This is a genomic window from Micromonospora sp. NPDC048871, assembly GCF_043198155.1.
Classification (GTDB): domain Bacteria; phylum Actinomycetota; class Actinomycetes; order Mycobacteriales; family Micromonosporaceae; genus Micromonospora.
Window position 1 is genome coordinate 142,542 of the sequence record NZ_JBICUM010000003.1, and the last position, 25,215, is coordinate 167,756.

Here is a 25,215-nt window from a genome sequence, read left to right on the forward strand (position 1 = left end):
CGGTGCGGACCTTTCCGGTTGTCTCAGCGTCCGCGTCGACGGTCCAGGAACTCCGTCATCCGGCGACGCTTCTCCTCGTCCTCGAAGAGCACCGCCTGACTGACCAGGTCCAGGTGCGGGTGCGCGGCCGGCGGGGCGTCGACGGCCAGCTTGGTCAACCGAAGCGCCAGCGCGGAACCCTTGGCCATCTCGTCGATCAGTTCGTGGGCGGCCGGCAACAGTTCCTCCGGGGTCGCCACCACCCGGTTGACCAGGCCGATCCGCAGCGCCTCCGCGGCGTCCACCCGCCGCCCGGTGAACAGCAGTTCCTTGGCCCGGGCCTCACCGACCAGCGCCGGCAGGCGGTGGGTGGCCCCGGCTCCGGCCAGGATGCCCAGCCGCACCTCAGGCTGGCCGAACACCGCCCGCTCCGTGCACACCCGAAGATCGCAGCCGTACGCCAGTTCGGCGCCGCCGCCGAGCGCCGGGCCGTCGATGGCCGCGACGGTCGGCATGGGCAGGGCCCGGATGCGGGCGAAGGCGGCCGAATTGATCGCGGCCAGGGCGTCCAGCCGACCCCGTTCGCGCAGTTGGGCGATGTCCGCCCCGCCCGCGAAGATTCCCTCGGTGCCACCGGTCAGCAGCAGCATCCGGGGCCGGGCCTCCAACTCGGCGCAGACCTCGTGCAGGGCCGCGATGAGGTCGGCGTCGATGGCGTTGCGCTTCTCCGGCCGGTCCAGGGTGACCACCAGCCGGTCCGGGTGCTCCTCGATCCGCAGCCCGCCGCTCACTGCGCCGCTCCTGTCGCGGGATCCGATCCCGGGGCCGTCCACTCGGTACCGTCGCTGCGGACCCCGTCGACCCAGCGGTAGAAGCCGTGGCCGGACTTCTTGCCCAGGCGACCGGCCGCGACCATCTCCACCAGCAGCGGTGGCGGGGCGAACCGGTCGCCGTAGGCGGCCTGAAGGGTGCGGGCGATGTCCAGGCGCACGTCCAGACCCACCAGATCGGTCAGTTCCAGCGGGCCCACCGGGTGCCGGTAGCCGAGCACCATCGCCTTGTCGATGTCGGCCGGGCTGGCCACCTCGTCGGCGAGCATCCGGATGGCCTCCAGCCCCAGGGTGACCCCGAGCCGGGAGGTGGCGAAGCCGGGCATGTCGCGTACGACGACGGGGTCCTTGCCCAGCCGACCGGCCAGGGCGCGGGCCGCCTCGGTGGTCTCCTCGGCGGTGGCCGGGCCGACCACGATCTCCAGCAGGGCCATGACCCAGACCGGGTTGAAGAAGTGCAACCCGCAGAACCGCTCCGGTCGGGCCAGTCCGGCGGCCAGGTCGGCGATGGAGATGCTTGAGGTGTTGCTGCCCAGCAGGGCCGGCTCCAGTCGCTCCGCCTCGGCCAGCACGGCCCGCTTGAGCTCCAGCCGCTCCGGTACCGCCTCCACGATCACCTCCGGGGCGGGGGCGACCTCGCCCAGCCCGGCCCGCAGGGTCACCGCAGCCCGGCTGGAGGCGGCCTGCTCGGCGGTCAACTTGCCGCGCCGCACCGCCCGGTCCCACAGTTGGCCGAGTCGTTCGACGGCCGCTGCACCCCGGTCCCGGTCCACCTCGACCAGTTCCACGGCGTAACCCGCACCGGCTGCCACGTACGCGATGCCCAGACCCATCGTGCCGGCACCGACCACCACGAATCGCTGCGTCATCGGCCGATCACCGCACCGTGACGACCCTCGGTCTCCGCCGCGCCGTTGGCGCGCGGGATCACCGCCACGCCGAAGCTGGTCCGTACCCTCCGCTCAGTCATGGTGCGACCCTATGCAGCACGATCATCGTCGCGTGCGTGGGGGCGGCCGAGATCGGGTAGGACCGCTGACAACCAAGGGAAGGGACGAACTGATGAGCCAGGCACCGGAGACCGGTACGGAGGCCCAGGAGACCGTCGAGACGCGCGGCGACGAGCGTGTCGAACTGCTGCGCGCCGACACCAACAACGACGGCCGTACGGACGTCTGGGTGGTCGACACCGACGGCGACGGCAAGGCCGACCTGTTCCAGTTCGACACCGACGGCGACGGCAAGGTGGACGTCACGATGGTCGACATCGACGAGGACGGCCAGCCCGACGAGGTCGTGGACGGCGACGGCGGCCTCCCCCCGGAGCAGCTTCCCCCCACCGTCCAGGTCTGAGCGTTACGGAAGGGCCCCTTGCGGTACGGCAGGGGGCCCTTCTCAACCTTCCACCCGCTCAGCCGGGCAGGTGCAGGGTGGCCAGGTAGTACGGGGCGTCGCGGTCGTCGATGTCGGTCAGCTTCCACGGAGTGCCCCGGACCAGGTCGGCCAGTTCGGCCGGGGAGCAGACCAGGTAGTCGAACCAGGGGGTACTCAACTCGCGGTAGCGCAGCCGCAGCCGCAGTTGCCCACCGAGGCGGCCCCGGCGCCGGTTGGCCTCGTGGTAGCCGGTGTGCACCGGATCGCGGGTGCCGTAGGGATCGGTGCCCTGGGCGATCACCTGCGCCCCCGGGTTGGCCATCGCGGCCAGCGCGGTGAGGAAGGCCGGGGCCCGTTCCCGGCCCTCCAGCAGCCCCAGGTTGTTGCCGAGCAGCAGGAAGGTGTCGTACCGCCGTCCGCTGGCGGCGTGCTCGTCCACAGTGCCGAGCACCAGATCGCGTACGCCCCGACGGCGGCACACCGCCAGCGCGCCCGGCGAGACGTCCAACCCGGTGACGGCTACGCCACGCTCCTGGAGCAGCAGCGCGATCCGGCCGGCGCCGACACCGATGTCCAGGGTGGCGCCGCGTACCCGCTGCACCGCCCGGTGGTCGTGGGGTTGCCACTGCGACGGCTCTTCGAGGTACTGGGCGGCGGGCGCCCCGTTGACCAGTCCGTCGTCCCTCTCGATGATCTCGATGACCGGGCGGGGTACCCGCCCGCCGGCCAGCGGGCGGGGGCCGACTCCGGTCGCCACGGCCAGCGCGTCGCGCAGCAGCTCCCCGAAGACGTCACCGATTCGCGGTTCTGTCGTCACATCCGCCACGCTATCGGCCTGCTCATACCTGGCTGACGCCCGTACTCTGAGGGGGTGACCACCTTGGATCGCCTCGCAGCGGAGAAGTACATCCTCCTGACGACCTTCCGTAAGGACGGCCGAGCCGTGCCGACCCCGGTCTGGGCGGTCCGCGACGGTGACGCCCTGGCGGTGTGGACCGCCGCAGACGCCGGCAAGGTGAAACGGATCCGGCGCAGCGGCGAGGTCACGGTGGCGCCCTGCGACGTCCGTGGTCGGCCACACGGCACGGCCGTACCGGCCATGGCGACCCTCTACGACCCGGGCGCCATGGAGCGCATCCGTGGGCTGATCAAGCAGAAGTACCGGGTGTTGGGTCGGCTGAGCCTGCTCGGCAGTCGGCTGCGGCGCGGCCAGGGCGGCACGATCGGCATCCGACTCGAACTCACGGACTCGGACTGACCGATCCGATCTGACCAGCCCGGCAAACCGGCTGAGCGGCCAGTCAGCCGCCGGGCGGCCGTATGTCGAGGTCCCGACCCCAGGACGCCCGGTTTTCATGGCTGAGACGAGCTGAAGGGCGGCGAATCATCAGATCCGCCGCCCTTCAGGCGAGCTTCGTTATCTGTCGGCCGGTCAGTCCCCTTGGCGCTGCTGCGGGATCTGCCCCTGTAGCAGCGCTCTGACCTCCGACTCCCGGTAACGGCGGTGGCCGCCCAGGGTCCGGATGGCACTGAGCTTGCCAGCCTTGGCCCAACGGGTCACCGTCTTCGGGTCGACACGGAACATCGACGCCACCTCGGCCGGTGTAAGTAGCGGCTCTGGTTCGTGCGTTCGCGATGCCATCGGTCACTCCTCCACATGTATAGACATCGGCCGGGGTCCCGCCGGCCGACGCGCCTCCCATGGTCCGGCTAGTCCCCGATGTCCGACATGGGCCGAACGGCCGAACGTCCCTAGACGGACGGATGAACCATGCCCGATTTATGCCACCTTTACACGCCAGAACCTACCTTATTCGGACTCATGATCACGGTTCGTGATGCATCAACTACGAAGGAACCTCAGATTGTGAACGGACATTGTCGGGCATTGTCGGATGAGTTGCTCGGACAATGTCGGACTAGTTACACCGCTCCAGAAGTTGCACGGCACGCCACCGAGCGACCAATTTGTCGTACGCCGCCGAGGCCTCCTCGGCCTCGCCCTCGGACAGCCCGGCCAGTCCCGCCGCGACCAGTTCCGGCGAATCGTCCTCGACCAGGGTCTCGTCCGAGAGCAGGTCCACCAGGCCGCCGTAGTCCAGCTCGACCACGGAGCGCGGGTGGAACTCCTCCAGCCACCGGGCCGCCTCCTCGACCGCCTCGGTGATCGGGGCGTCCCCTACCGACTTGCGCAGCACGGACAGCGCCCGGGAGGAGCGCCGCCGAGCCTTGGAGATCTCCGTACGGAAGCGCAGGGCCCGGCGATCCGGGGCGGTGACGTGCTGCCGCTCCTCGGGGTCGAACAGCACGAACCAGCGCAGCGGCACCCCCCAGGTGGCGATCTGCTCGTGCACCCGGGGCACCCCCCGCTCCAGCACCCGGGCACCGCTGCGCCAGTCCTCCACCACGGCCTTGGCCTGCCCGGCCAGCACGGGTGGGACGAAGGCGTCCGCCAGCACCGGCGGCACTCCGTCCCGGGCGCTCAACGCCGCCTCGGCCACCCGGATCCGCAGGTTCCACGGGCACACCAGCAGCCCCTCGTCGGCCTCCAGGACGTAGGCCTCCTCGGGCAGATCGGGCAGCCGGGTCCAGCCGGCGCCGAGCGCCTCGATCACCGAGGTCCGTTGTCGGCCCGGCCCCTCCACGGGCGCCACTGCCCGCCCCTGTTCGACATAGCGGCGCCAGTACGCCTGGCGGTCCCGGTCGAAGGCGGTCAACGGCTCGTACACGCGCAGGTATGAAGCGAAGAGCGACGGCACGGCGCGATCCTCCCACGAATCGCAAGCCGAGCGTTGCTCGGCGTCACCGTGGCCTGCACCGGTGGGTGCCCGCTGGACGGGACGGCCGACTGGCGAGGGCATCCCGGGCCAGGTCGATACTAGGCTTCGCAGCACCGGCAGCATCCCCGCCGGCGTAGACCAGGTCCGCGTCCCACGAGGGCGCCCGCCGACACAGGAGTCAGCCATGGGCGTATTCGCCAGCACCGACGATCCGGAATCCACCGGCCACGAGCAGGTCGTGTTCTGCCAGGACAAGCAGACCGGCCTCAAGGCGATCATCGGCATCTACTCCACCGCGCTGGGCCCCGCCCTCGGTGGCACCCGCTTCTACCCGTACGACAGCGAAGAGGCGGCCCTGGCGGACGTCCTCGATCTGTCTCGCGGCATGGCGTACAAGAACGCCCTGGCCGGTCTGGACCTGGGCGGCGGCAAGGCGGTCATCTGGGGTGACCCGGCGCAGATCAAGACCGAGGCGCTACTGCGGGCGTACGGCCGCTTCGTGGAGTCCCTGGGCGGGCGCTACTACACCGCCTGCGACGTGGGCACCTACGTGCCGGACATGGACGTGATCGCCCGCGAGACCCGCTACGTCACCGGTCGCAGTGTGGAGCACGGCGGAGCCGGTGACTCCTCCATCCTCACCGCCTGGGGTGTCTTCCAGGGCATGCGGGCCGCGGCCGAGCACGTCTGGGGGGTGCCGACCCTGCACGGCAAGCGGGTCGGTGTGGCCGGTCTGGGCAAGGTCGGTAAGTACCTGGTCGGGCACCTCATCGAGGACGGCGCCGAGGTGGTGGCCACCGATGTCAGCCCGCAGGCCCTGGAGTGGGCCCGCACCACCCACCCCCAGGTCTCGCTGCTGGACGACGCCTCTGCGCTGGTGGCGGCGGACATCGACGTATACGCCCCGTGTGCCCTGGGTGGTGCGCTGAACGACGACACCGTGGCGGCCCTGCGCGCCAAGGTGATCACCGGTGCGGCCAACAACCAGCTGGCCCACCCGGGAGTCGAGAAGCTGCTGGCCGACCGGGGCATCCTCTACGCCCCCGATTACGTGGTGAACGCCGGTGGTGTGATCCAGGTCGCGGACGAGATCGAGGGCTTCGACTTCGAGCGGGCCAAGCTGCGCGCCACCCGGATCTACGACACCACCCGGCAGATCCTGCGGCTCGCCGACGACGAGGGCGTTCCGCCCGCGGTGGCGGCCGACCGGTTGGCCGAGCGGCGGATGGCCGAGATCGGCCGCCTGCGCGCCATCCACCTGCGCTGACGACTCTCCGGTAGGGGCGGGTGGGCCGATCCCGCCCGCCCCGGCCGGTCGATCCCGGTTACGCTGGGAACACGACGCATTCGCCAGGTTCGCCCCCTGTCACGACCGTTCCCGGCATCGCTCCTTACCGGGTACAATGGGTGACGACCGCCTGCCGCAACGCGCGGGGGCGGTCGACGGTAACCCGAGGTGCCGAACGGTGGCATCCCCATGTACCGTAAGAGCCACGAGAGATGCCTGACGTCATCGGGGCCCGCCTTCGGGCTGCCCCGCATTCTGTGCGAGGGGGTCGAGCCATGGGGCGCGGCCGTGCTAAGGCCAAGCAGACAAAGGTGGCCCGGGAGTTGAAGTATCACTCCCCGAACACCGACCTCGCCGCCTTGCAGCGAGAACTCGGCGGCGGCGGCAAGTCGGACCGCAACTTCGACGACGACTACAACGAGTACGTCGACGAAGACGAGGACCATACCGGGGACGACCCGGACAAGTGGGTCCGCCCGACCCGCTGACCCCTGGTCGCATCTGAGCACGCGGTAACTCCCCGCGTGCTCACGTATGTGCCCGCCAAGGCGGCGCAACACCCGACGACTCAAGGGCCTGCCATGCCCGGACCAGAATCCGGTAGCGTGGCAGGCCCTTGAATCAGCCCGGTCGGCTCATCGTGGCCGGTTGTTCCAGTTGTAGAACGTCGGGATGTTCTCGAAGTGGTTCCAGGCGCAGACCGCGCTGGCGCCGTCACCACCTGCCACCTCCGCCCGTGACCGTCGCGCGGCATCGGCCTCGTGCAGGAGAGCGGTGAGCCCGGCAGCGGCCTCCCGCACCTTGGCGCCGACCTGGTCGCAATCCTCTCCGGTCGCTGGCTCAGGTTCCCGACGGCTGGTGGTTTCGGGCATGCTCCAACACTCCCTCCAGTAAGCGGATCTTGCTGTTGCGGCAGTGCTCGGTCTCCGTACCGTCAAAACGCCCCAGCTCGAAGTACCGGTTGGCCGCGTGGCCCCCGCCACAGAATCCGAAGTAGGGGCAGGAGGAACGGCAGGCCTCCACCCCGGTCAGGAACTCCCCGACCCAGGCCGTCCGCTCGGTGGCCTCCTCGAGGATCGTGTGCAGCGGGGTGCGGAGCACGTTTCCGCTGCTGAAATCGCCGTACCGCGGGTCGGTGAAGCCGGCCAGTTCGGGCGAGAGCACCACCACCGAGCCGTCGTAGGCGATCGTCGGGATCGGGTCGAGTCGCCGAGGCAGCAGATCATCCGCGGTGTCGTTCAGCACCGCGGCGGCGTACCGGAGCGACCACTCGACCTCCCGCAGATGGATCTGCGGCTGCCGGCGCCAGGCGGCCACCAACTCGGCCCAGAACCCGGTCACCAGGGCCGGATCGTGGGCGTTGTCCCGGGTGTTGACTCCCTCGGTCTCCTCGATGTTCACCCCGAGCACCTCACAGCCGAGGTCGAGGCAGTAGTCGTACAGCTCCGCCGCCCGGCCAGGAGCCGGGTCGTTCACCACCGCCAGCGCCGAGAACGGCAGCCCGTGCCGGCGCAGGGCCGCCACCCCACGGACGATCCGGTCGTACGCGGGCCGGCCGGAGCGGGTCACCCGCTCGGTGTTGCGCTCCCGGGGACCGTCCACGCTGACGCTGACCCGCATGCGATGGGTCACGAAGAACTCGCACCAGGCGTCGTCGATCAAGGTGGCGTTGGTCTGGACGTGGTGCTCCACCTCCGGGCCGAAGGGTGCCATCAGCGCGGCCAACTGCTCACGACCGGCGGCCAGCGGCTCACCCCCGTGCCAGACCACGGAGAACCGGGCCTCCGCTGCCCAGGGGTTCACCGAGGCGGCCACCGCCTGCGCCACCTCGACGGACATCCGCCGGTCGACCGCCCGCAGGGGCAGATAGCAGTAGGCGCAGTCCAGGTTGCAGAGGGTGGTGGGCTGCATCACGACGTACGACGGAACGGCGGTCAGCCCACGCATCCCGGGTATCGGTCGTCCCCGTGCAGCCATCGCCCTCCTCATAGCGGTAGAAGGCTGCCGGGACACCCCGGCAGGTCATGCCCCGCAGCGTTGAGGGTGCCCTACAGGCTAGGCCGCGACGGCTGCTCGGGTGAACCCCGGACCAGGCGCCCGGAAGATCGGGTCACCTCAGCCGCGGGTGTGCTGGCCGACCATCTTCACCTCGCCGGTGCCCTCGATGACCTCGCCCACCTGCCAGGCGTCGACCCCCCGGCCGGTGAGGGTGGCCAGGGCCCGGTCGGCGTCCTCGGCCGAGACGATCGCGAACATGCCGACCCCCATGTTGAAGGTCGACTCCATCTCCGGGTCCTCGATCCGTCCCTTGGACTGGATCAGGTCGAAGATCGGCTGCGGGCGCCAGGTGGAGCGGTCGACCACCGCGTCCACGTGCTCGGGCAGGATCCGCACCAGGTTGCCGGGGATGCCGCCGCCGGTGACGTGGGCCAGCGCCCGCACCTCGGCCTCGGCGATCAGCTTGAGGCAGTCCTGGGCGTAGATCTTGGTGGGGGTGAGCAGCTCCTCGCCCAGGGTCCGCTGCCGACCGAAGTCGTCGATCACCACGTCCAACCGCATCCGTCCCGCGCCGAGCAGCACGTGCCGGACGAGGGAGTAGCCGTTCGAGTGCAGACCGGACGAGCGCATCGCGATCACCACGTCGCCCACCTCGACCCGCGCGGGGCTGAGGATCTCGCTCTCCTCCACCACCCCGACACCGGTGGCGGAGATGTCGTACTCGTCCGGACGCAGCACGCCCGGGTGCTCGGCGGTCTCGCCACCGAGCAGCGCGCAGCCCGCGTAGCGGCAGCCGTCGGCGATGCCGGCGCCGATCTCGGCGACCCTGTCCGGCACGACCTCGCCGGTGGCGATGTAGTCGAGCAGGAACAGCGGCTCGGCGCCGCAGGCGACGAGATCGTCGACGACCATCGCGACCAGGTCGATGCCGACCGTGTCGTGGATGTTCATCTGCTGGGCGATCACCAGCTTGGTGCCGACCCCGTCGGTGGAGGAGGCCAGGATCGGGTTCTTGTACTTGGTGGTGTCGAGCCGGAACAGGCCGGCGAAACCGCCGAGGTCGCCCATCACCTCCGGCCGGCGAGTCTGCTTGACCTTGGACTTCAGCAGCTCGACGGCGCGGTCACCCGCCTCGATCGACACACCGGCGTCCGCGTACGAGACCGAACGTTTGCGAGCCTGACGGCCGGTGCCGGCAGTCCAGGGCTGGCGGTCGCCGCCAGCGCCGGTCGGGCTGCTTCCTGCGCCGCTGCGCTCGGACACGTGCGTCACGGTTCTCCCCTTTGTGGTTCTCGGCTGCTGGTCGACGGTGACCGACCGCAACCGGGCGATGCTACGGGCGGTTTGTGGTGGCCGACATCTTCAGGTCGGAGCGCGAGGTACGGCGTGCCCGGCTGAGATCGTCGTCGGCCCCCGCAGCGGCGACGAGCGGAGGGACGGTTTGCTCGACGGAGTCGGTGTCGTCCGAGTTGTGGGCGACGCGACGGCCGATTCCTTCTAGAACGTGCTTGCCGATCAGGTTGCCGACGGGAAGTTCGATCGGATACTCCCCGTCGAAACAGGCCCGGCACAGACGGGTCTTGGGCTGCTCGGTCGCGGCGATCAGGCCGGACAGTGAGACGTAACCCAGGGTGTCGGCACCGATGGAACGCCGGATGCCCTCGTTGTCCAGGCCGTTGGCCAGCAACTCGGCCCGGGTGGCGAAGTCGATGCCGTAGAAGCAGGGCCAGGACACCGGCGGAGAGGAGATGCGGACGTGCACCTCCAGGGCGCCGGCCTCGCGCAGCATCCGGACGATCGCCCGCTGGGTGTTGCCCCGGACGATGGAGTCGTCGACCACGACCAGGCGCTTGCCGCGTACGTTCTGCCGAAGCGGGTTGAGCTTGAGTCGGATGCCCAGCTGGCGCAGGGTCTGCGACGGCTGGATGAAGGTGCGTCCGACGTACGGGTTCTTCATCAGGCCGGCGCCGTAGGTGATGCCGGACTCCTCGGCGTAGCCGATCGCCGCCGGGGTGCCCGACTCCGGAACCGGGATGACCAGGTCGGCCTCTACCGGGTGTTCCTTGGCCAACTGCCGGCCGATCTGCACCCGGGCCGCGTGCACGTTGCGACCGGCGATGGTGGCGTCCGGACGGGCGATGTAGACGTACTCGAAGAGGCAGCCCTTGGGCTCGGGGGCGGCGAACCGGGTGGACCGCAGCCCCTCGGCGTCGATCGCGATCAGCTCGCCGGGCTCGACCTCACGGACCACGCTGGCACCCACGATGTCCAACGCCGCCGTCTCGCTGGCCACCACCCAGCCCCGCTCCAACCGGCCGAGCACCAGGGGGCGTACGCCGTGCTGGTCGCGGGCGGCGTAGAGGGTGCTCTCGTCCATGAAGACGAAGCTGAACGCGCCGCGCAGCCGGGGCAGGACCTCCAGGGCCGCCGCCTCCACGGAGAGATCCGGTCGACTGGCCAGCAGCATGGTGACCAGGGAGGTGTCGTTGGTCGACCCGTCCGCGCTCAGGCCCCGCTCGGCCGCCTCACGCTGCAACTCGGCGGTGTTGACCAGGTTGCCGTTGTGCGCCAGGGCGATCGTGGTGCCGGCGCTGGTGGCCCGGATGGTCGGCTGGGCGTTCTCCCAGGTGGAACCACCCGTCGTGGAGTAGCGGGTGTGCCCGATCGCGAGATGCCCGCGCAGGCTGGCCAGGGTCGGCTCGTCGAAGACCTGGGCCACCAGGCCGAGATCCTTGTAGACCACCACGCCGGAGCCGTCGCTGACCGCTATCCCGGCCGCCTCCTGCCCCCGGTGCTGTAGTGCGTACAGCCCGAAGTAGGTGAGATTGGCGACCTCTTCCTCCGGCGCCCAGACGCCGAAGACGCCACAGGCGTCCTGGGGGCCAGGTCGTTGGGGATCAAGGTCGTGGCTCAGCCGGCCGTCGCCTCGGGGCACCTACCGCTCCCTCTTGCTGGTCTGGACTGGCCTGGCGGAACCCCAAAGGGCCTGCTCCGCTGATTGGCCGGGACCACACTGTCGTCGCCTGACAGTGTACGCGAATCCAAGTCGCCACATACAGTCACGTTGTCACCGCTAAAGGTCAGCGGCAACATGCGTCACTCCAGTTCGAGGGGCAGGTACGGGGAGAGGTCCGCGCGAGCACCACTCGCCCGTACGCGACCCTCCGTGACCGCTTGGGCCCAGTCGAGTCGTCCGGTGGCCAACTCGAGCCAGGTTTGCGGATCCATCTCGACCGTGTTCGGAGGTGTACCGCGGGTGTGTCGCGGACCCGGAACGCACTGAACTGCACCGTAAGGTGGGACGCGCACCTCCACCGATCGGCCGGGGGCACGATCCGCAAGGGTGGTCAATAAGGCCCTTACCGCCGCACGGATGACCGACCGTTCAGGTGTGCGGCCCTCATCGAGCGCCGCCATCACCGCCGCGACCGCGGCGGACTTATCGCACGGAGAGGACACGACGGGACGATACGGCCTCGCCCCGCCACGCTTCACGCTGGCCCTGGGTCGCGCCGATCCGCCCCGACAAGGCATAGTTGCCGACGGCGTATTCGTACCGTGATGTTCCCCAGGCCTGGCACCCCGCCGGCCAGGGAAGATCAGTCCGGAAGGCGGTGGACGTGTCAACACACCGACGAGCCTGGCAAACGCGGGCCGGTGTGGTCGTGGCGCTGATTGTGGGTGCCCTGCTCGCGGTCCCCGCCACACCCGCCCTCGCCGCCCCCAGCGTCAACAACGTCTCGGCATCTCCGAGCGCCGTTGAGGCGGGTAAGACCACCACCGTGAGTTACTCGCTGAGCTTCGGTGACGACGCCGTCCCGGTGGACATCACCGTCAGCTCGAACAACGGAAAATTGAGGTGCGTCGACGGCTGTGAGCGCAGGCGCGTTGATGCAGCTGGCACTCTCCAAGCCACCTTCCAACTCGCAAATGACGCCTCCAACGGGTCAGCCACGATTACCGTCAAGGCCGTTGAGTCTCAGGGTGTGATTCGGCGGGATGCCGAGGCCTCGACGAACGTGACGATGGTCGCTGCTCCCCCGCCGCCGACCACTCAGGCGCCGCAGACGGTCCGGTCGATCTCCGGCAAGGTGGTCAACCAGGCCGGTGACGGGGTGGCGAACGCGTACGTCCTGCTCAAGGACAGCGCCGGTAAGCAGTACGAGACCAACACGAACTCCGACGGCAACTTCCGCTTCACCGGCAGCAACGACCGCCCCATCGCGCCGGGCCGGATCGACATCGGTGCCAGCGCGAACAGTGTCCGGGAGGTCGTGAGCTTCACGGCGAACGCCGGTCAGAGCGTCACCGGACAGCGGATCACCCTGGCGATCCAGGCCTCGAACAGCCCGAGTCCCACCCCGTCGGCCAGCGAGTCCGCGGTGCCGACGGAGGACCCCTTCGACGACGAGTTCGCCGAGGATGAGGAGACTCCCCCCGGCGAGTCTGCGGCCCCACCGGCCCAGGCCGGCAACGAGGACTCCGGTGGCTTCGGCAGTTGGCTGCTGGTGCTGCTCGGCGGTCTGTTCGTTGCCGTCGGTGTCGGCACGATCGTGCTGCTGTGGATGAGGCGTAAGGAGAACGAGGACGGCGACGTCGACGGGGACGCCCCCGCCGCCGCCCCCGCTGGCGCTGTTCCGGCGGCCCGAGGCAACTTCGTCAGCGCGGACGACCAGACCCGCGTAGTCAACCGGGTCGGCGCCACGCCCGACCCGACCATGGTCGCCGGTGCCGGGATCAGCAACGCGCCGACGATGATGCACCAGCCGGTGGTCGACGACGTTCCCCCGGACCCGTACGGCGCACCCGCACAGCCCTACGGCGCTGCGGGCGGAGCCGGCCAGGCCTGGTCGGGCGGTCGCTACGGCGACGAGCCCGCCGGCTACGGCACCCCCGGCTATGGCAGCACCCCGTCGTCGGGTGCCGGGTATGGCGGCCGTGACTACGGTGCCGGCGGTGCCGGGGCGGACTACCCCCCGGCTGGCGGTGGCGCTGCCGGCTACGGCGAGCGGTACGACGAGCCGACCGGCCGTTACACCGGTGACGAGACCCGTTACCCCGCGCCCGCCGACCCCTACGCGACCGGCCTGTACGAGCAGGACGCGGGCCAGGGTTACGGCCAGAGCGAACCCACCGGCTACGGCCGTGGGGAGACCGGCGGATACGGCCGGGGTGAGTCCGGTGGCTACGGCAAGAGCGAGCCGACCGGCGGATACGGCCGGACCGAGCCCACGAGCGGGTACGGCCAGGCCGACCAGCCCGGCTACGGCCAGGCCGGGTCGACCAGCGCCTACGGTTCGACGGAGCCGGACTACGGCCGGGGCGAGCCGACCGGTGGTTACGGCAGCGCAGCCACCAGCGGGTACGGCCAGAGTGAGCCGACCGGCGGGTACGGCCAGGCTGGGCCGGCGGGCGGATACGCCTCCAGCACCCCCACCAGCTACGGCCCGAGCGAGCCCACCGGGTATGGCAAGAGCGAACCGACCAGCTACGGCCCGAGCGAGCCCACCGGGTATGGCAAGAGCGAACCGACCAGCTACGGCCAGAGCGAGCCCACCGGCTACGGCCGGGGTGAGCCTGCCGGCGGGTACGGCCAGGCCGAGCCGACCGGCGGCTACCCGGCGCAGCCCGGCGGGTACGGACAACCGGCGGAGGGCTACGGCCAGCCCGGCGGGTACGACGACGCCAGTCGCTACGGCGGCTACGGCCAGGGCGGTGGCTACGGCCAGGAGCAGCCGCAGCAGCGCGGTGGCTACGGCAGCGGCTACGAGCAGGGCGGCGGGTACGGCCAGGAGCAGCCGCCGCGCCAGCGCGAGAGCTACGACAGCGGCTACGAGCAGGGCGCTGGCTACGGCGCCGATCCGGCACAGGCCGGCCGCGCCCGGCCGGAAGCCGGCCCGGGAGAGCGCGGCGGACGCCGGCTCGACTGGCTGGACGACTGAAGCGACGCCTGAGGAGGACGACGGAGCGGTGACGGCGGGCATCATCTGCCGCAGCCGCCCGTCGTCCTCCCCGGCGCGTCCAGCCTTTGGTGTCGCCAGCCGCGAGGACGAAGACGTCCTCGCTAAGCCCGGGTGAAGACGCCCTGCCGCAGCAGTGGGACCACGGCCGAGGTGTCCAGGCGTACGGCGATCTCGACATCCTCGGCGAAGCCGGCGTCGATCAGTTCACGGCCGGAGACACAGCCCCGGATCGCCGCCGGTACGTCCGGAATGCTGGCCAGGGCGGCCAGTGCCACGGCGGCTTCCACGGAGAGGCCACCGGTCACCCCGGACAGCGCATCGAGCACGCTCGCCGCACCGAGTTGATCCTCCACCGCCGGGCGCAGCGAGCCGTCCGGCCAGCGTTCCCCGCCGCGATCACCCCGATCGGTGCGGTCGTCGAGCCGTACCCCTGGCTCAGCAGCCAGTGCCCGACGGCGACCGCGCCCGACCGCCACCTCGACGGTGGTGGTGAACGACAACACGTCCACCACCACCAGCACGGCACAGACCCGGCCTAGTTCGGCCGCCCCGGCCAGGCCCCAGTCGAACCGGGCCCGGAACCGGACTGGGTCAGGTCGGGCCCGGCCGACACCTCAGCGTTCGTCGGCGGTCGGCTGCGTTCCCGGCGCCTCGGCGGTGGGGTCACCCTCACCGGTCGGCCGGCGGACCGGCGGTGCCGCCCGCTCGACCTGCTCGACGGTCGGTTCGGCACCCGCCGCCTCTGGTGCGGACGACTCGGGGTCCTCCTCCGAAGGCGCCGCCACGCCGGCCTGCTCGCCCTCGGCGGTCGCCCCGGCCTCGGCCTCGCTCACCGGGGCAGACTCGACCACCGGCGCGGCCTCGACCGCGGCGTCCGGGGCCGACTCGACCGGGGTGACCCCGCCGAACAGGGCCGGCAGGGTGGCGCTGTGCGCCTCGCGCAGCTCGTCCAGGCCGATCCGGAACTGGCCGAGCACCTCAAGCGCACCGGCGGAGGGGTCGGCGACCCCGATCGGTTCCCACGGCACGCCGTAGTCCGTGCAGAGGGCGGTGAACGCCTTCTCGTGGCCCCGGGGCACCGAGACCAGCACCCGGCCGGCGGACTCGCTGAACAGGAAGACGAAGGGCATGGAGTTGCCCTCGAAACGCTCCGGCACCGCGATCCGGGCGCCGACGCCGTGCCGCAGGCAGGACTCCACCAGGCTCTGCGCGAGACCCCCGTCGGAGAGGTCGTGCGCCGAGCTGAGGTGACCGACTCGGGCGGCGGCGGCCAGCAGCTCACCGAGCTGCTTCTCCCGGGCCAGGTCGACATGCGGGGGTACGCCACCGAGGTGCTGGTGGGTCACCCAGGCCCATTCCGAGCCGGAGAGTTCCACATGGGTCTCGCCGAGCAGGAAGAGCTGGTCGTGGTCGCCGCTGGGCCGCGGGACGAAGCCCATCGCCACCCGCTCGGCGACGTTCTCCAAGACGCCGAGCACCCCGACGACCGGGGTCGGGTGGATGGCCGCCGCCCCGGTCTGGTTGTAGAAGCTGACGTTTCCGCCGGTGACCGGGATGCCCAGCTCGGCGCAGCCGTCGGCGAGGCCGCGTACCGCCTCGGCGAACTGCCACATCACGCCCGGGTCCTCCGGGGAGCCGAAGTTCAGGCAGTCCGTGACCGCGATCGGGGTCGCGCCGGTGACCACCACGTTGCGGTACGCCTCGGCCAGGGCCAGCTTGGCGCCGTGGTACGGGTCGAGGCGGGCGTACCGGCCGTTGCCGTCGACCGACAGGGCCACTCCCAGGCCGGTCCGCTCGTCGATCCGGATCACGCCGGAGTCCTCGGGCTGGGCGAGCACGGTGTTGCCCAGCACGTAGCGGTCGTACTGCTCGGTGACCCAGGTCTTGTCGCACAGGTTCGGCGAGGCGATCATGCGCAGCACGGTCTCCCGCAGCGCGTCCGGGTCGCTGGGCCGGGGCAGGGTCTCGGCCCGGTCGGCCTGGAGCAGGATCAGGTCGGCCGGCTCCCGCATCGGGCGGGCGTAGACCGGACCGTCGTCCACCAGCGAACCCGGCGGCACGTCGACCACCAGCTGGTCCCGCCAGGTGATCAGCAGTCGACCCGGCTGGCCGTCCGGCTCGGGCGGGGTGACCTCACCGATGGCGGTGGCCAGCACCCCCCACTTCTCGCAGGTCTTCAGGACGGTCTCGAGCTTGGCCGGCTCGACGACCAGCAGCATCCGCTCCTGGGACTCGCTGGCCAGGATCTCGTGCGGGTCCATCGAGGGCTCGCGCAGCGGCACCCGCTCCAGCCAGACCCGCATGCCGGTGCCGGCCGCCGCGGCGGTCTCGGTGAGGGCGCAGGTCAGCCCGGCCCCGCCGAGGTCCTGGATGCCGGCGACCAGTTCGGCGTCGTACAGCTCCAGGCATGCCTCGATCAGCAGCTTCTCGATGAAGGGGTCACCGACCTGCACGGAGGGGCGACGCTGCTCGCTGCCCTCGGAGAAGGTCGCGCTGGCCAGCACCGACACGCCGCCGATGCCGTCGCGCCCGGTCTTGGCACCCATCAGCACCACGACATTGCCGGGGCCGACCGCGGCCTTGTTCTGCAGGCGGCTGACCGGCAGTACGCCGAGGCAGAGGGCGTTGACCAGGGGGTTGCCCTGGTAGCAGGGGTCGAAGACCACCTCGCCGCCGATGTTGGGCAGGCCCAGGCAGTTGCCGTACCCGCCGACTCCGGCCACCACCCCGGGCAGTACCCGGGCGGTGTCGGGGTGGTCGGCCGCGCCGAAGCGCAGCGGGTCCATCACCGCTACCGGACGAGCGCCCATGGCGAGGATGTCCCGGACGATGCCGCCGACCCCGGTGGCCGCACCCTGGTACGGCTCGACGAAGCTCGGGTGGTTGTGCGACTCGACCTTGAAGGTCACCGCCAGCTCGTCGGAGACCCGCACCACACCGGCGTTCTCCCCGATGCCGGCGAGCAGCCGGTCACTCGGCGGGGCCTTCTCGCCGAACTGGCGCAGGTGCACCTTGCTGGACTTGTAGGAGCAGTGCTCGCTCCACATGATCGAGTACATCGCCAGCTCGGACTGGGTGGGCCGGCGGCCCAGGATGTGCCGGATGCGGTCGTACTCGTCGTCCCGGAGCCCCAGTTCGGCGTACGGCTGAAGTTCCTCCGGGGTGCCCTCGGCGCGCGGCACGGTGTCCACCCGATCCGCCCACTCGGCCTGCCCGGAGGCGTGCCGGACCGGCGCGGCGGCCGGATATGGCTGGACCGGCTGTGCCGGCGTGGCCGGGACTGCCTCCGGGGTCTCCCGTACCGGGTCCGGATGCGTAGTCATGACCTCTCCTCGTTGCGCTCGCCGCCGTACCGGCGGGTGAGCCGACCGATGATCCCGACGCGGACGGTCACGCCGGCGCCCCCACCAGGTGCTTGAGCACCGAGGTGAAGAAGCCGAGGCCGTCGAGGGAGGGGCCGGTGAGGGCCTCCACCGCGTGCTCGGGGTGCGGCATGATGCCGACCACGTTGCCGGCCGAATTGGTGATGGCCGCGATGTCCCGCTGCGAGCCGTTGGGGTTGACCCCGACGTACCGGGCGACCACCCGGCCCTCGGCCTCGAGGGCGTCCAGGGTGGCGGGGTCGGCGACGTAGCAACCCTCACCGTTCTTGACCGGGATCAGCACCTCCTGGCCAGGCTGGAAGGCGTTCGTCCAAGCGGTGCCAGCCGACTCGATGCGCAGGATCTGGTCGCGGTTGCGGAAGTGCAGGTGCTGGTTGCGGGTGAGCGCCCCGGGCAGCAGGTGGGCCTCGCAGAGGATCTGGAAGCCGTTGCAGATGCCGAGCACCGGCAGGCCACCGGCGGCGGCGTCGATGATGGTCTCCATCACCGGGGCGAACCGGGCGATGGCCCCGCAGCGCAGGTAGTCACCGTAGGAGAAGCCGCCGGGCAGGACGACCGCGTCCACCCCGTGCAACTCCGGGTCTCCGTGCCAGAGACGTACCGGTTGGGCGCCGGCGATCCGGACCGCCCGGGCGGCGTCCCCGTCGTCGAGCGAGCCGGGGAAGGTCACCACACCGACCCGCGCGGTCACGACCGGGCTTCCGCAGGCTCGTCGGCCTCGACCAGGCGGACGGTGAAGTCCTCGATGACCGGGTTGGCGAGCAGCTTGTCGGCGATCTCCCGGGCCCGGTCCAGGTCCGGTTCACCGGTGAAGTCGATCTCGATGCGCCGACCGATCCGCACCGAGGCGACATCGTTGACACCGAGCCGGGGCAGCGCGTTTGCGACGGCCTGGCCCTGCGGATCGAGGATCTCGGGCTTGAGCATGACGTCGACGACGACGCGAGGCACTGGGCACTCCTGACTGTGTACGCAGTTGGGTGCCGACCCACAACGGGCGAGCGCAGCCAGCCTACCTGGCAGGAGTCGCGCCGGACGCACCGGTGGGAGGGGCGTCGGACAGCGCCGGTGGCCGCCCGCTCGGCCCTTTCAGGATCGATACGGGTTCGTTGCTGTCCCGATACGGCTTTGTTGTCCGATCTCCCGGCGCGTTGCGTAACGGATCATCGGGGACAGTTCGGCAGAGCCGGTCGGAAGTCGGACGGGGGATGGCCGGGCGGGCCGACTTCGGGAAATCCGACTGTTACATCACCCTGTTTCTATGTACCTCTTGTGAAACACCTCACCCGGCTCTACGGTACATCGTCAGACGTCGATTTATCGACGTAGCGGCGACGGATCACCCCCTACCCGTCGCCGCAGGTCGACCCGGTAACCCGGGTCCCGCGACCCCCGAAGGAGCCCTACCGATGCGCATCCGATCCCTGCTCGCGGTCCTCGCCACAGCCCTGGCCGGCGTGCTCGGCGCCAGCTCCGGCGCCGTCGCCGCCCCCATCGGCCCGTACATCATCGGCGGCGGGACCGTCTCCTCCGCGCCGTGGGCCGCGGCGGTGCTCAGCAACGGCTCGTTCACCTGCTCCGGCACGATCATCGCCCCGCAGTGGGTACTCACCGCCCGGCACTGCCTCGGCGGCACCATGTCCGTCCGGGTGGGCAGCGTCAACCGCACCTCCGGCGGGGTCACCCGCACGGTCAGCGCCACCTACGGCCGCTACGACCTGGCCCTGATGCGCCTGTCCAGCGCGGTGAGCACCACCTACGTCACGCTGGCCAACAGCAACCCGCCGCTCAACTCGACCAACACCATCTTCGGCTGGGGCATGACCTGCTACAGCGGCTGCTCGGCCTCCACCCAGCTCAAGACCGCGTCCGTCCGGGTGACCAGCAACAGCGTCACCGACGCGTACGGCGGGCAGGCGATCCGGAGCACCCGGATCAACGGCAACGCCTGGCGGGGCGACTCCGGCGGCCCGCAGTTCTACAACGGCGCCCAGGTCGGGGTCGCCTCCACCGCCGACGGCCAGAGCATCCAGAACTACGGCAGTGTCGCGTACAACCGGGCTTGGATCACCTCCGTGGCCGGTGTCTGACGGAAAGCGTCCGAAGCGGCGCGGAAGGTGGGCTACGCGCCCGCCGTCCGCGCCGCGTCGTTTTTCAGCATCCGAGCAGGTGAACAAGGCTCACGTTGCTCGGTGTCGGCGCCTGACAGCATCGAAACCGTGCTGGTCGTGACGACGGATCAACTTCCCGGCTACGAGATCCGCCAGATCCTCGGCGAGGTGGTCTCCTCGATGGCCAGGACCCGCAACCCGTACCGCGAAGGGGTCAAGAATCTCCGAGGTGGCGCGTACGACCCGATGGCGCCGGACAACCTCACCCGGTGGCGTACCGACTCGGTGGCCCGACTCGGCGAGGAGGCCCGCCGGCTCGGCGCGAACGCCGTGGTGGGGATGCGGTTCGACAGCCGCGACTGCGGCGAGATGTGGATGGAGATCTGCGCCTACGGCACGGCCGTCATCGTGGCACCCAAGGTCCCCGACGTCATGCCCCCGGACCAGCCGCTGATCGCCGCCGAAACCGCCACCGACCCGGCCTTCGCCGACACTCCCGGCGGCATCGCCGAACCCGCCAGCGCCCCCAACCTCCGCACCGCCCCAGAAACCCCCACCCGCGACAGCTGACCCACGCCGCTGCCCTGCCGCCCGCGGCCCTTGCCCGCGACCCCCGCGGCCCACCGACCCCTGTCCGCGCCGATCTTGCACTTTCGGTCGCCGATATGCGGCTTTCGCCCGCTGATGTCCCGGCAGAAAGTGCAAGATCGGCGCGCGAGGCGGGGGCGGGCGAGGGCGGAGGGCGTGCGGGGGCAGGGCGGGAGGGGTGGGGGTGGGGGTGGTTAGAGGATGGGGGGTGGGGTGTAGGTGGCGGCTTGGGGGTGGGACTGGACGATCTTGGAGATGCGGGTGGTCACCGCCTGGATCTGGGCGGGGGCAGCGCCTACGAAGGCGGCGCGGTCGGCTACCAGGGCGTCGATCTCGGGGCGGGACAGGCCCAGGCGGGAGTCGGCGGCCAGGCGGTCGAAGAGGTCGTTGTCGGGGCTGCCCTTCTCCCGCATGGCCAGGGCCACCGCGACCGCATGCTCCTTGATCGCCTCATGGGCGGTTTCCCGGCCGACGCCTCGGCGGACGGCCGCCACCAGGATCTTCGTGGTGGCCAGGAAGGGCAGGAACCGCTCCAACTCCCGGTTGATCACCGCCGGGTAGGCCCCGAACTCGTCCAGCACGGTGAGGAAGGTCTGGAACAGCCCGTCGGCGGCGAAGAAGGCGTCCGGCAGGGCCACCCGACGCACCACCGAGCAGGACACGTCGCCCTCGTTCCACTGGTCGCCGGCCAGCTCACCGACCATCGACAGGTACCCCCGGATGATCACCGCGAAGCCGTTGACCCGCTCCGAGGAACGGGTGTTCATCTTGTGCGGCATCGCGCTGGAGCCGACCTGGCCCGGCTTGAAGCCCTCGGTGGCCAACTCCTGCCCAACCATCAGCCGGATCGTGGTGGCCAGCGACGAAGGCGCGGCAGCGGTCTGCGCCAGCGCCGAGAGCACGTCGAAGTCGAGCGAACGCGGGTAGACCTGCCCCACACTGTCCAACACCCGGTTGAAGCCGAGGTGTTCGGCGACCCGCCGCTCCAACTCGGCCACCTTCTCGGCGTCGCCGTCGAAGAGGTCCATCTGGTCGGCGGCGGTACCCACCGGCCCCTTGATCCCGCGCAGCGGGTAGCGGTCGATCAGGTCGGTCAGCCGCTCGTACGCGATGATCAGCTCCTCGGCGGCCGACGCGAAGCGCTTGCCCAGCGTGGTGGCCTGCGCCGCGACGTTGTGCGACCGCCCGGCCATCACCACCTCGGAGTACTCGTGGGCGTGCGAGGCCAGCCGGGCCAGGGTCGCCACCACCCGATCCCGGATCAGCTCCAGCGACCGGCGTACCTGAAGCTGCTCGACGTTCTCGGTGAGATCCCGAGAGGTCATGCCCTTGTGCACGTGCTCGTGCCCGGCCAGCGCACTGAACTCCTCGATCCGCGCCTTGACGTCGTGGCGGGTCACCCGCTCCCGCGCCGCGATCGAGTCCAGGTCGACCTCGTCCAACACCCGCTCGTACGCCTCGACCACCCCGTCGGGCACAGCCACACCGAGGTCGCGCTGTGCCTTGAGCACGGCGAGCCAGAGTTGCCGCTCCAGGCGGATCTTCTCCTCCGGGGACCAGAGGGCGACCAGTTCGGGCGAGGCGTACCGGTTGGCGAGCACGTTCGGGATCGTCGTCACCCCGTCATTCTCCGGCACCCACCAGCCAGCCCTCGACCACCCCTCACCAGCAGTGACGGTTCCCGGTGGAGGCGGGCCCGGTGCCTCGAGCGTGGTACTTGCTCGGCAAGAACGTCTTCCCAGTAGACCCCCTCCCGGGGCGCCGTTCCAGCGGTAGAGTGCGAGCGCGAAGACCCCAGACCGGTCCCTGGTAGTCGCGTGTCGGCAGGCCAAACCGCTGGGGTTAAGACCTCGAAGAGGGCCACCCGAACCGGTGGCCCTCTTCGCTTTCTGCATCAGCCCTTACCGCTTTCAGAAATGAAACGTTGTCGTGGACCGACTGGCGGCGGGATCCGGGTGGCGTCGCGCCTCGCGTACCTGAGTCGTAGTTCCTGTCGAGCTGCTAGCGCAAACGGATCACGTCGCCGTGCGGCCGGATCACACCTCCGGCACCTCATTCACGGTCGCGGTCACCACCAGGGTCTTCGTCTGCTTGCCGTGGGAGTTGCGCACGGTCAACTGGTAGGTGTGCCGTTGCACGTCACCCCCGGCTCCCTCGCAGGGAAAGGTGAGGGTTTCGCTGCCGGTGGGCGGATAGTTGTCGGCGTACACGCCCTGGCCGTCGACGGAGAGGGCGACGGAGTCGACGTTGCCGACCTTCCAATCCAGGACGACCGGCGAGCCGGGGATCGGGTTGACGTTCGTCCCGGCCGGGCAGGAGGGCTTCTGGGCAACCCGGAAGTAGGTGATGGTCGGCCCGCTGCCCGACTTGGTCCCGGACTGTCCCCCGCCGGTCGAGCCGCCCCCGGTCGAGTTGTTGCCGGTGGAGCCGCCGCCGGTCGAACCACCGTCAGTCGAACCACCTGCGGTGGGCTCAGAGGCAGCGGTCGGGTCGGATACGGCGGCCAGATCGGACGCTGCGGTCGGATCAGTGGTTGCCGGTGCGCTGGGCGCCGCCGCAGTCGAGGCGGACTCCGGGCTGGTGCCGGTGGTAGTGCAGCCGCTGACCACAAGGACAACGGTCAGGGCGACGATGGATGTACGGAGCAGGACTTGACCACTCATGACCACTCCTCGGAAGCGCGCCGCCGGTGGCTCCGGGGCGCAGGCTGTGGTCCACAGTAGAGACGACTAACAATAGCTTCCGACCACGGCGAGCGACGCGATCCTCACCCGCTTCGTAGACCGGGTGCAGCGGCTCGCGACCTGCAAATAGAGCCGCACTCAGAAGGATCTCGAACCTACCGGCGTTTCCGCGCACACCGGGGGAGCACCATCAATCAAGGGGGCCGTTGCGAACTGCCGAGAGAAAGCTATTCCAGCTGCCGAAGGCACAGATGAGCACGGGACCGTTGCGGTCCTTGCTGTCCCGGACGGCCACCCGGCCACTGCCATCGAGAATCGGTCCGGCCTCGACACAGTTGCCGCCGCCGCTCGGGCTCCTCGTGCTCACATGCCAGGCCACCGGCGGCAGGAGTAGCGCGGATGCCGCCGTGTGCCTCATCGCCGTCTACTCCAACTGATCGATCAGGTCAGACACGAGTGCGAGCCCTGTCTGCGCGGGGAGAGCCATCCCGCGCAGCCGATCGTAGGTCCGGAGTAACGACTCCGCCAGGCCATCTTCGACGACGAGGCTGCCGGCAGGCGTCCAGATGCACCCGGCGAGCGGATACGGCGGACGCATCCGAAAGACGTTGAAGCCTCCCTCGGGGCTCGGATGCGCGCCCGCAGCGGAGGGCAACACCAGCAGTTCGATGTGACTCCGCGTGGCCATCGTGGACAAGTGCTCCAGCTGTTCCCGCATCACGGTGGCTCCGCCCACGGTTCTGCGGAGAGCGCCCTCGTCGATGACGACGGAGAGCCTCACCGGCTCGTCACCGTCGAGTCGGCGCTGACGGGCGAGCCGGATCTCGACATAGCGGGTGATCTGCTCCTCGGTGGCGTCGATGTCCACCGCTCGGATGATCGCCTCGGCATACGCCTTGGTTTGCAGCAGGCCGGGGAGCACGGCGACGTCGAAGGAGTAGATCTCCGTCGCCCGACTCTCCAACCAGATCCAGTCGATCAGCGAGCCGACAACGTCGGCGGCAAAACCGTCCCACCAGCCCTTCTGCCAGACATCCTTCGCCATGGTGGTCAGGTCGGCGCGACGCCGACCATCGTCCACACCGCAGATGTCGAGGTAGGCGAGCACTTCGGGCACCCGGGCCGCCACGACACCGGACTCAAGGCGACTGACGGTCGAGGCGTTGCGATTGATGTAGTCGCCCACGTCTTTGAGGGTCAGCCCGGCTGACTCGCGCATCTCCCGGAGCTGCTGGCCGAGCCACTGAGCGCGTAGCGTCGCCGCCTTCACCATGTCGCCTCCTCAGCTCCCACTTAAGAGTCATCGAGAAACACGGAAAATGCAAGCTTGCATAAACGCCACTCTGCATGCATGCTGCTTGTACTTACAGTGATGGCGGCGTCACCGTCGCCAAATAAGAGTGGACCGGGGTGGGGCGGTTTGGCGGCCTCTCCCACTCCCGGTCCGAAACGAGTCGAAGGGAACAGTCACGCTGGACGCACCCGGGGATCGACTCCCCTTCTGTCTACCACCGAAGGCGCTCGACGCGCGTACCCGGTGATCGGCGTGGTGTGTCCATGGTGGCCGCTTCCGGTCGTACTCCGGTGTCGGGTCGAGCCTGCCCGCACCGGTCCGTGACGGGGCGGGCGTACGCCCGCCGCCCGGCAGCCCCCGCCTGTGGCCGCGATTCCCCCTGCGGCCCGGTGGCGATACCGTGCGCCCGCCCCTCGCCTGACGGGAGTGGGAGATGGGACTGACCGGCGGGCCGCCGTTGCGGGTCGGCGCGGTGGTGCAGGTGCCCGAGCAGCATTACTGCTACGCCCTGGGCACCCTCTCCTTGCGGATCGTGGAGATCGGTCGCCGGGAGCGACACAGCGACGGGGTCTGGGTCTGCCTACGCGGTGTCGATCTCGGCGATCCGCGCGGCCCACGGCAGCGTCGGGTGCTGGCCCGGCTCGACGCCGTACGCCTCAGTGTCGCCCCCGCCTGGGTCGCGCATGTGCCCGCCCGGCCGAGTTGGGACTGCTCGGGCTGCGGGCGGCCGTGGCCATGCCCCGACCGGCGGCGTCGGCTGTTGGATCGGTACGCGGGCCAGCGGGTAGCCCTCGCGGTCTACCTCGCCACCCAGTTGGTCGATGCGGTGTCGGATCTGCACCAGGTGCCGCCCGCGAACCTCTACGGGCGGTTCCTGGGTTGGCTGCCCGACCCGGGCGAGGATGATCCGACCGGGTCGGCGGCGAGTTGACCTGATCCGGCG

25 protein-coding genes and 1 pseudogene are annotated in these 25,215 nt (G+C 70.4%); 8 read left to right on the top strand and 18 right to left on the bottom strand.

Annotation, left to right across the window (positions count from 1 at the left end; translation table 11 throughout):
- Positions 1-23: 23 nt before the first annotated feature.
- Together ACGFIK_RS09590 and ACGFIK_RS09595 are read right to left on the bottom strand one after the other, a co-directional pair.
- The gene (locus tag ACGFIK_RS09590; RefSeq protein ID WP_327023346.1) at positions 24-770 is read right to left on the bottom strand and encodes an enoyl-CoA hydratase/isomerase family protein; all 747 of its coding nucleotides are present in this window, start codon (positions 768-770) and stop codon (positions 24-26) included.
- Positions 767-1,678: a 3-hydroxyacyl-CoA dehydrogenase family protein gene (locus ACGFIK_RS09595; protein WP_327023347.1), complete on the bottom strand. Its 912-nt coding sequence runs from the start codon at positions 1,676-1,678 to the stop codon at positions 767-769. Before ACGFIK_RS09595 ends, ACGFIK_RS09590 begins: the two co-directional genes overlap by 4 nt.
- A 193-nt stretch (positions 1,679-1,871) precedes the next feature.
- Between ACGFIK_RS09595 and ACGFIK_RS09600 the strand changes: the two genes are divergently transcribed.
- On the top strand, positions 1,872-2,162 hold the full coding sequence (locus ACGFIK_RS09600; RefSeq protein WP_013730883.1) for a hypothetical protein: 291 nt from the start codon (positions 1,872-1,874) through the stop codon (positions 2,160-2,162).
- A gap of 58 nt (positions 2,163-2,220) precedes the next feature.
- Here ACGFIK_RS09600 and ACGFIK_RS09605 read toward each other — a convergent pair whose 3' ends face one another.
- Positions 2,221-3,000, bottom strand: coding sequence for a class I SAM-dependent methyltransferase (locus ACGFIK_RS09605; RefSeq protein WP_393338710.1), 780 nt, complete (start codon positions 2,998-3,000; stop codon positions 2,221-2,223).
- A gap of 54 nt (positions 3,001-3,054) precedes the next feature.
- Here ACGFIK_RS09605 and ACGFIK_RS09610 point away from each other — a divergent pair, with 54 nt between their 5' ends.
- Complete coding sequence (locus tag ACGFIK_RS09610) at positions 3,055-3,441, top strand: PPOX class F420-dependent oxidoreductase (protein WP_327023349.1); 387 nt, start codon at positions 3,055-3,057, stop codon at positions 3,439-3,441.
- Positions 3,442-3,615: 174 nt separating this feature from the next.
- Here ACGFIK_RS09610 and ACGFIK_RS09615 read toward each other — a convergent pair whose 3' ends face one another.
- On the bottom strand, positions 3,616-3,825 hold the full coding sequence (locus ACGFIK_RS09615) for a BldC family transcriptional regulator (RefSeq protein ID WP_007073996.1): 210 nt from the start codon (positions 3,823-3,825) through the stop codon (positions 3,616-3,618).
- Between the two features lie 277 nt (positions 3,826-4,102).
- Entirely contained in the window at positions 4,103-4,942 is an 840-nt protein-coding gene (locus ACGFIK_RS09620) for a hypothetical protein (protein WP_327023351.1), read from the bottom strand.
- 205 nt (positions 4,943-5,147) lie between these two features.
- Between ACGFIK_RS09620 and ACGFIK_RS09625 the strand changes: the two genes are divergently transcribed.
- Positions 5,148-6,230 (top strand): Glu/Leu/Phe/Val dehydrogenase, encoded by a 1,083-nt coding sequence (locus ACGFIK_RS09625; protein WP_327023352.1) that lies wholly within the window; start codon positions 5,148-5,150, stop codon positions 6,228-6,230.
- 296 nt (positions 6,231-6,526) lie between these two features.
- The gene (locus tag ACGFIK_RS09630) at positions 6,527-6,739 is read left to right on the top strand and encodes a DUF3073 domain-containing protein (protein ID WP_327023353.1); all 213 of its coding nucleotides are present in this window, start codon (positions 6,527-6,529) and stop codon (positions 6,737-6,739) included.
- Positions 6,740-6,886: 147 nt separating this feature from the next.
- Here the strand turns inward: ACGFIK_RS09630 and amcA are convergent, their stop codons facing one another.
- From amcA to ACGFIK_RS09655, 5 genes are all read right to left on the bottom strand, one after another.
- Positions 6,887-7,123, bottom strand: a complete 237-nt coding sequence (amcA, locus tag ACGFIK_RS09635) for a multiple cyclophane-containing RiPP AmcA (protein ID WP_327023354.1) — start codon at positions 7,121-7,123, stop codon at positions 6,887-6,889.
- On the bottom strand, positions 7,092-8,198 hold the full coding sequence (gene amcB, locus ACGFIK_RS09640) for a cyclophane-forming radical SAM peptide maturase AmcB (protein ID WP_327027321.1): 1,107 nt from the start codon (positions 8,196-8,198) through the stop codon (positions 7,092-7,094). The genes amcA and amcB overlap by 32 nt, the downstream gene beginning before the upstream one ends.
- A 168-nt stretch (positions 8,199-8,366) precedes the next feature.
- The gene (purM, locus tag ACGFIK_RS09645) at positions 8,367-9,521 is read right to left on the bottom strand and encodes a phosphoribosylformylglycinamidine cyclo-ligase (RefSeq protein WP_327023355.1); all 1,155 of its coding nucleotides are present in this window, start codon (positions 9,519-9,521) and stop codon (positions 8,367-8,369) included.
- A gap of 61 nt (positions 9,522-9,582) precedes the next feature.
- Positions 9,583-11,184, bottom strand: coding sequence for an amidophosphoribosyltransferase (gene purF / locus ACGFIK_RS09650; RefSeq protein ID WP_327023356.1), 1,602 nt, complete (start codon positions 11,182-11,184; stop codon positions 9,583-9,585).
- A gap of 161 nt (positions 11,185-11,345) precedes the next feature.
- Positions 11,346-11,708: a sterol carrier family protein gene (locus ACGFIK_RS09655; protein ID WP_327023357.1), complete on the bottom strand. Its 363-nt coding sequence runs from the start codon at positions 11,706-11,708 to the stop codon at positions 11,346-11,348.
- Between the two features lie 527 nt (positions 11,709-12,235).
- Between ACGFIK_RS09655 and ACGFIK_RS09660 the strand changes: the two genes are divergently transcribed.
- On the top strand, positions 12,236-14,191 hold the full coding sequence (locus ACGFIK_RS09660; RefSeq protein ID WP_393338718.1) for a carboxypeptidase regulatory-like domain-containing protein: 1,956 nt from the start codon (positions 12,236-12,238) through the stop codon (positions 14,189-14,191).
- A 122-nt stretch (positions 14,192-14,313) separates the two neighbouring features.
- Here ACGFIK_RS09660 and ACGFIK_RS09665 read toward each other — a convergent pair.
- The 4 genes and pseudogenes from ACGFIK_RS09665 to purS all read right to left on the bottom strand — a co-directional run bounded on the left by ACGFIK_RS09665 (position 14,314) and on the right by purS (position 18,546).
- Positions 14,314-14,769 (bottom strand): annotated as a pseudogene (locus ACGFIK_RS09665) (2-phosphosulfolactate phosphatase).
- A 57-nt stretch (positions 14,770-14,826) separates the two neighbouring features.
- Positions 14,827-17,535 (bottom strand): phosphoribosylformylglycinamidine synthase subunit PurL, encoded by a 2,709-nt coding sequence (gene purL, locus ACGFIK_RS09670; RefSeq protein WP_393338721.1) that lies wholly within the window; start codon positions 17,533-17,535, stop codon positions 14,827-14,829.
- Between the two features lie 67 nt (positions 17,536-17,602).
- Entirely contained in the window at positions 17,603-18,286 is a 684-nt protein-coding gene (gene purQ / locus ACGFIK_RS09675; protein ID WP_327023360.1) for a phosphoribosylformylglycinamidine synthase subunit PurQ, read from the bottom strand.
- Positions 18,283-18,546 (bottom strand): phosphoribosylformylglycinamidine synthase subunit PurS, encoded by a 264-nt coding sequence (purS, locus tag ACGFIK_RS09680; RefSeq protein ID WP_203999093.1) that lies wholly within the window; start codon positions 18,544-18,546, stop codon positions 18,283-18,285. The genes purQ and purS overlap by 4 nt, the downstream gene beginning before the upstream one ends.
- A gap of 458 nt (positions 18,547-19,004) precedes the next feature.
- Between purS and ACGFIK_RS09685 the strand changes: the two genes are divergently transcribed.
- Together ACGFIK_RS09685 and ACGFIK_RS09690 are read left to right on the top strand one after the other, a co-directional pair.
- Positions 19,005-19,685, top strand: a complete 681-nt coding sequence (locus tag ACGFIK_RS09685; RefSeq protein WP_393338725.1) for a S1 family peptidase — start codon at positions 19,005-19,007, stop codon at positions 19,683-19,685.
- A 27-nt stretch (positions 19,686-19,712) separates the two neighbouring features.
- Positions 19,713-20,276 carry a YbjQ family protein gene (locus ACGFIK_RS09690; RefSeq protein ID WP_393338728.1) on the top strand — a complete coding sequence of 188 codons (564 nt, stop codon included), beginning with the start codon at positions 19,713-19,715 and terminating at the stop codon, positions 20,274-20,276.
- Between the two features lie 212 nt (positions 20,277-20,488).
- Here ACGFIK_RS09690 and purB read toward each other — a convergent pair whose 3' ends face one another.
- The 4 genes from purB to ACGFIK_RS09710 form a co-directional block, all read right to left on the bottom strand.
- The gene (purB, locus tag ACGFIK_RS09695; RefSeq protein ID WP_393338730.1) at positions 20,489-21,913 is read right to left on the bottom strand and encodes an adenylosuccinate lyase; all 1,425 of its coding nucleotides are present in this window, start codon (positions 21,911-21,913) and stop codon (positions 20,489-20,491) included.
- Between the two features lie 417 nt (positions 21,914-22,330).
- Positions 22,331-22,957: a hypothetical protein gene (locus tag ACGFIK_RS09700; RefSeq protein ID WP_393338733.1), complete on the bottom strand. Its 627-nt coding sequence runs from the start codon at positions 22,955-22,957 to the stop codon at positions 22,331-22,333.
- A 211-nt stretch (positions 22,958-23,168) separates the two neighbouring features.
- Positions 23,169-23,396, bottom strand: a complete 228-nt coding sequence (locus ACGFIK_RS09705) for a DUF397 domain-containing protein (protein ID WP_393338736.1) — start codon at positions 23,394-23,396, stop codon at positions 23,169-23,171.
- A gap of 6 nt (positions 23,397-23,402) precedes the next feature.
- On the bottom strand, positions 23,403-24,251 hold the full coding sequence (locus tag ACGFIK_RS09710) for a helix-turn-helix domain-containing protein (RefSeq protein WP_393338739.1): 849 nt from the start codon (positions 24,249-24,251) through the stop codon (positions 23,403-23,405).
- A 460-nt stretch (positions 24,252-24,711) separates the two neighbouring features.
- Between ACGFIK_RS09710 and ACGFIK_RS09715 the strand changes: the two genes are divergently transcribed.
- Positions 24,712-25,203, top strand: a complete 492-nt coding sequence (locus tag ACGFIK_RS09715; protein WP_393338988.1) for a hypothetical protein — start codon at positions 24,712-24,714, stop codon at positions 25,201-25,203.
- The last annotated feature ends 12 nt before the right edge of the window (positions 25,204-25,215 follow it).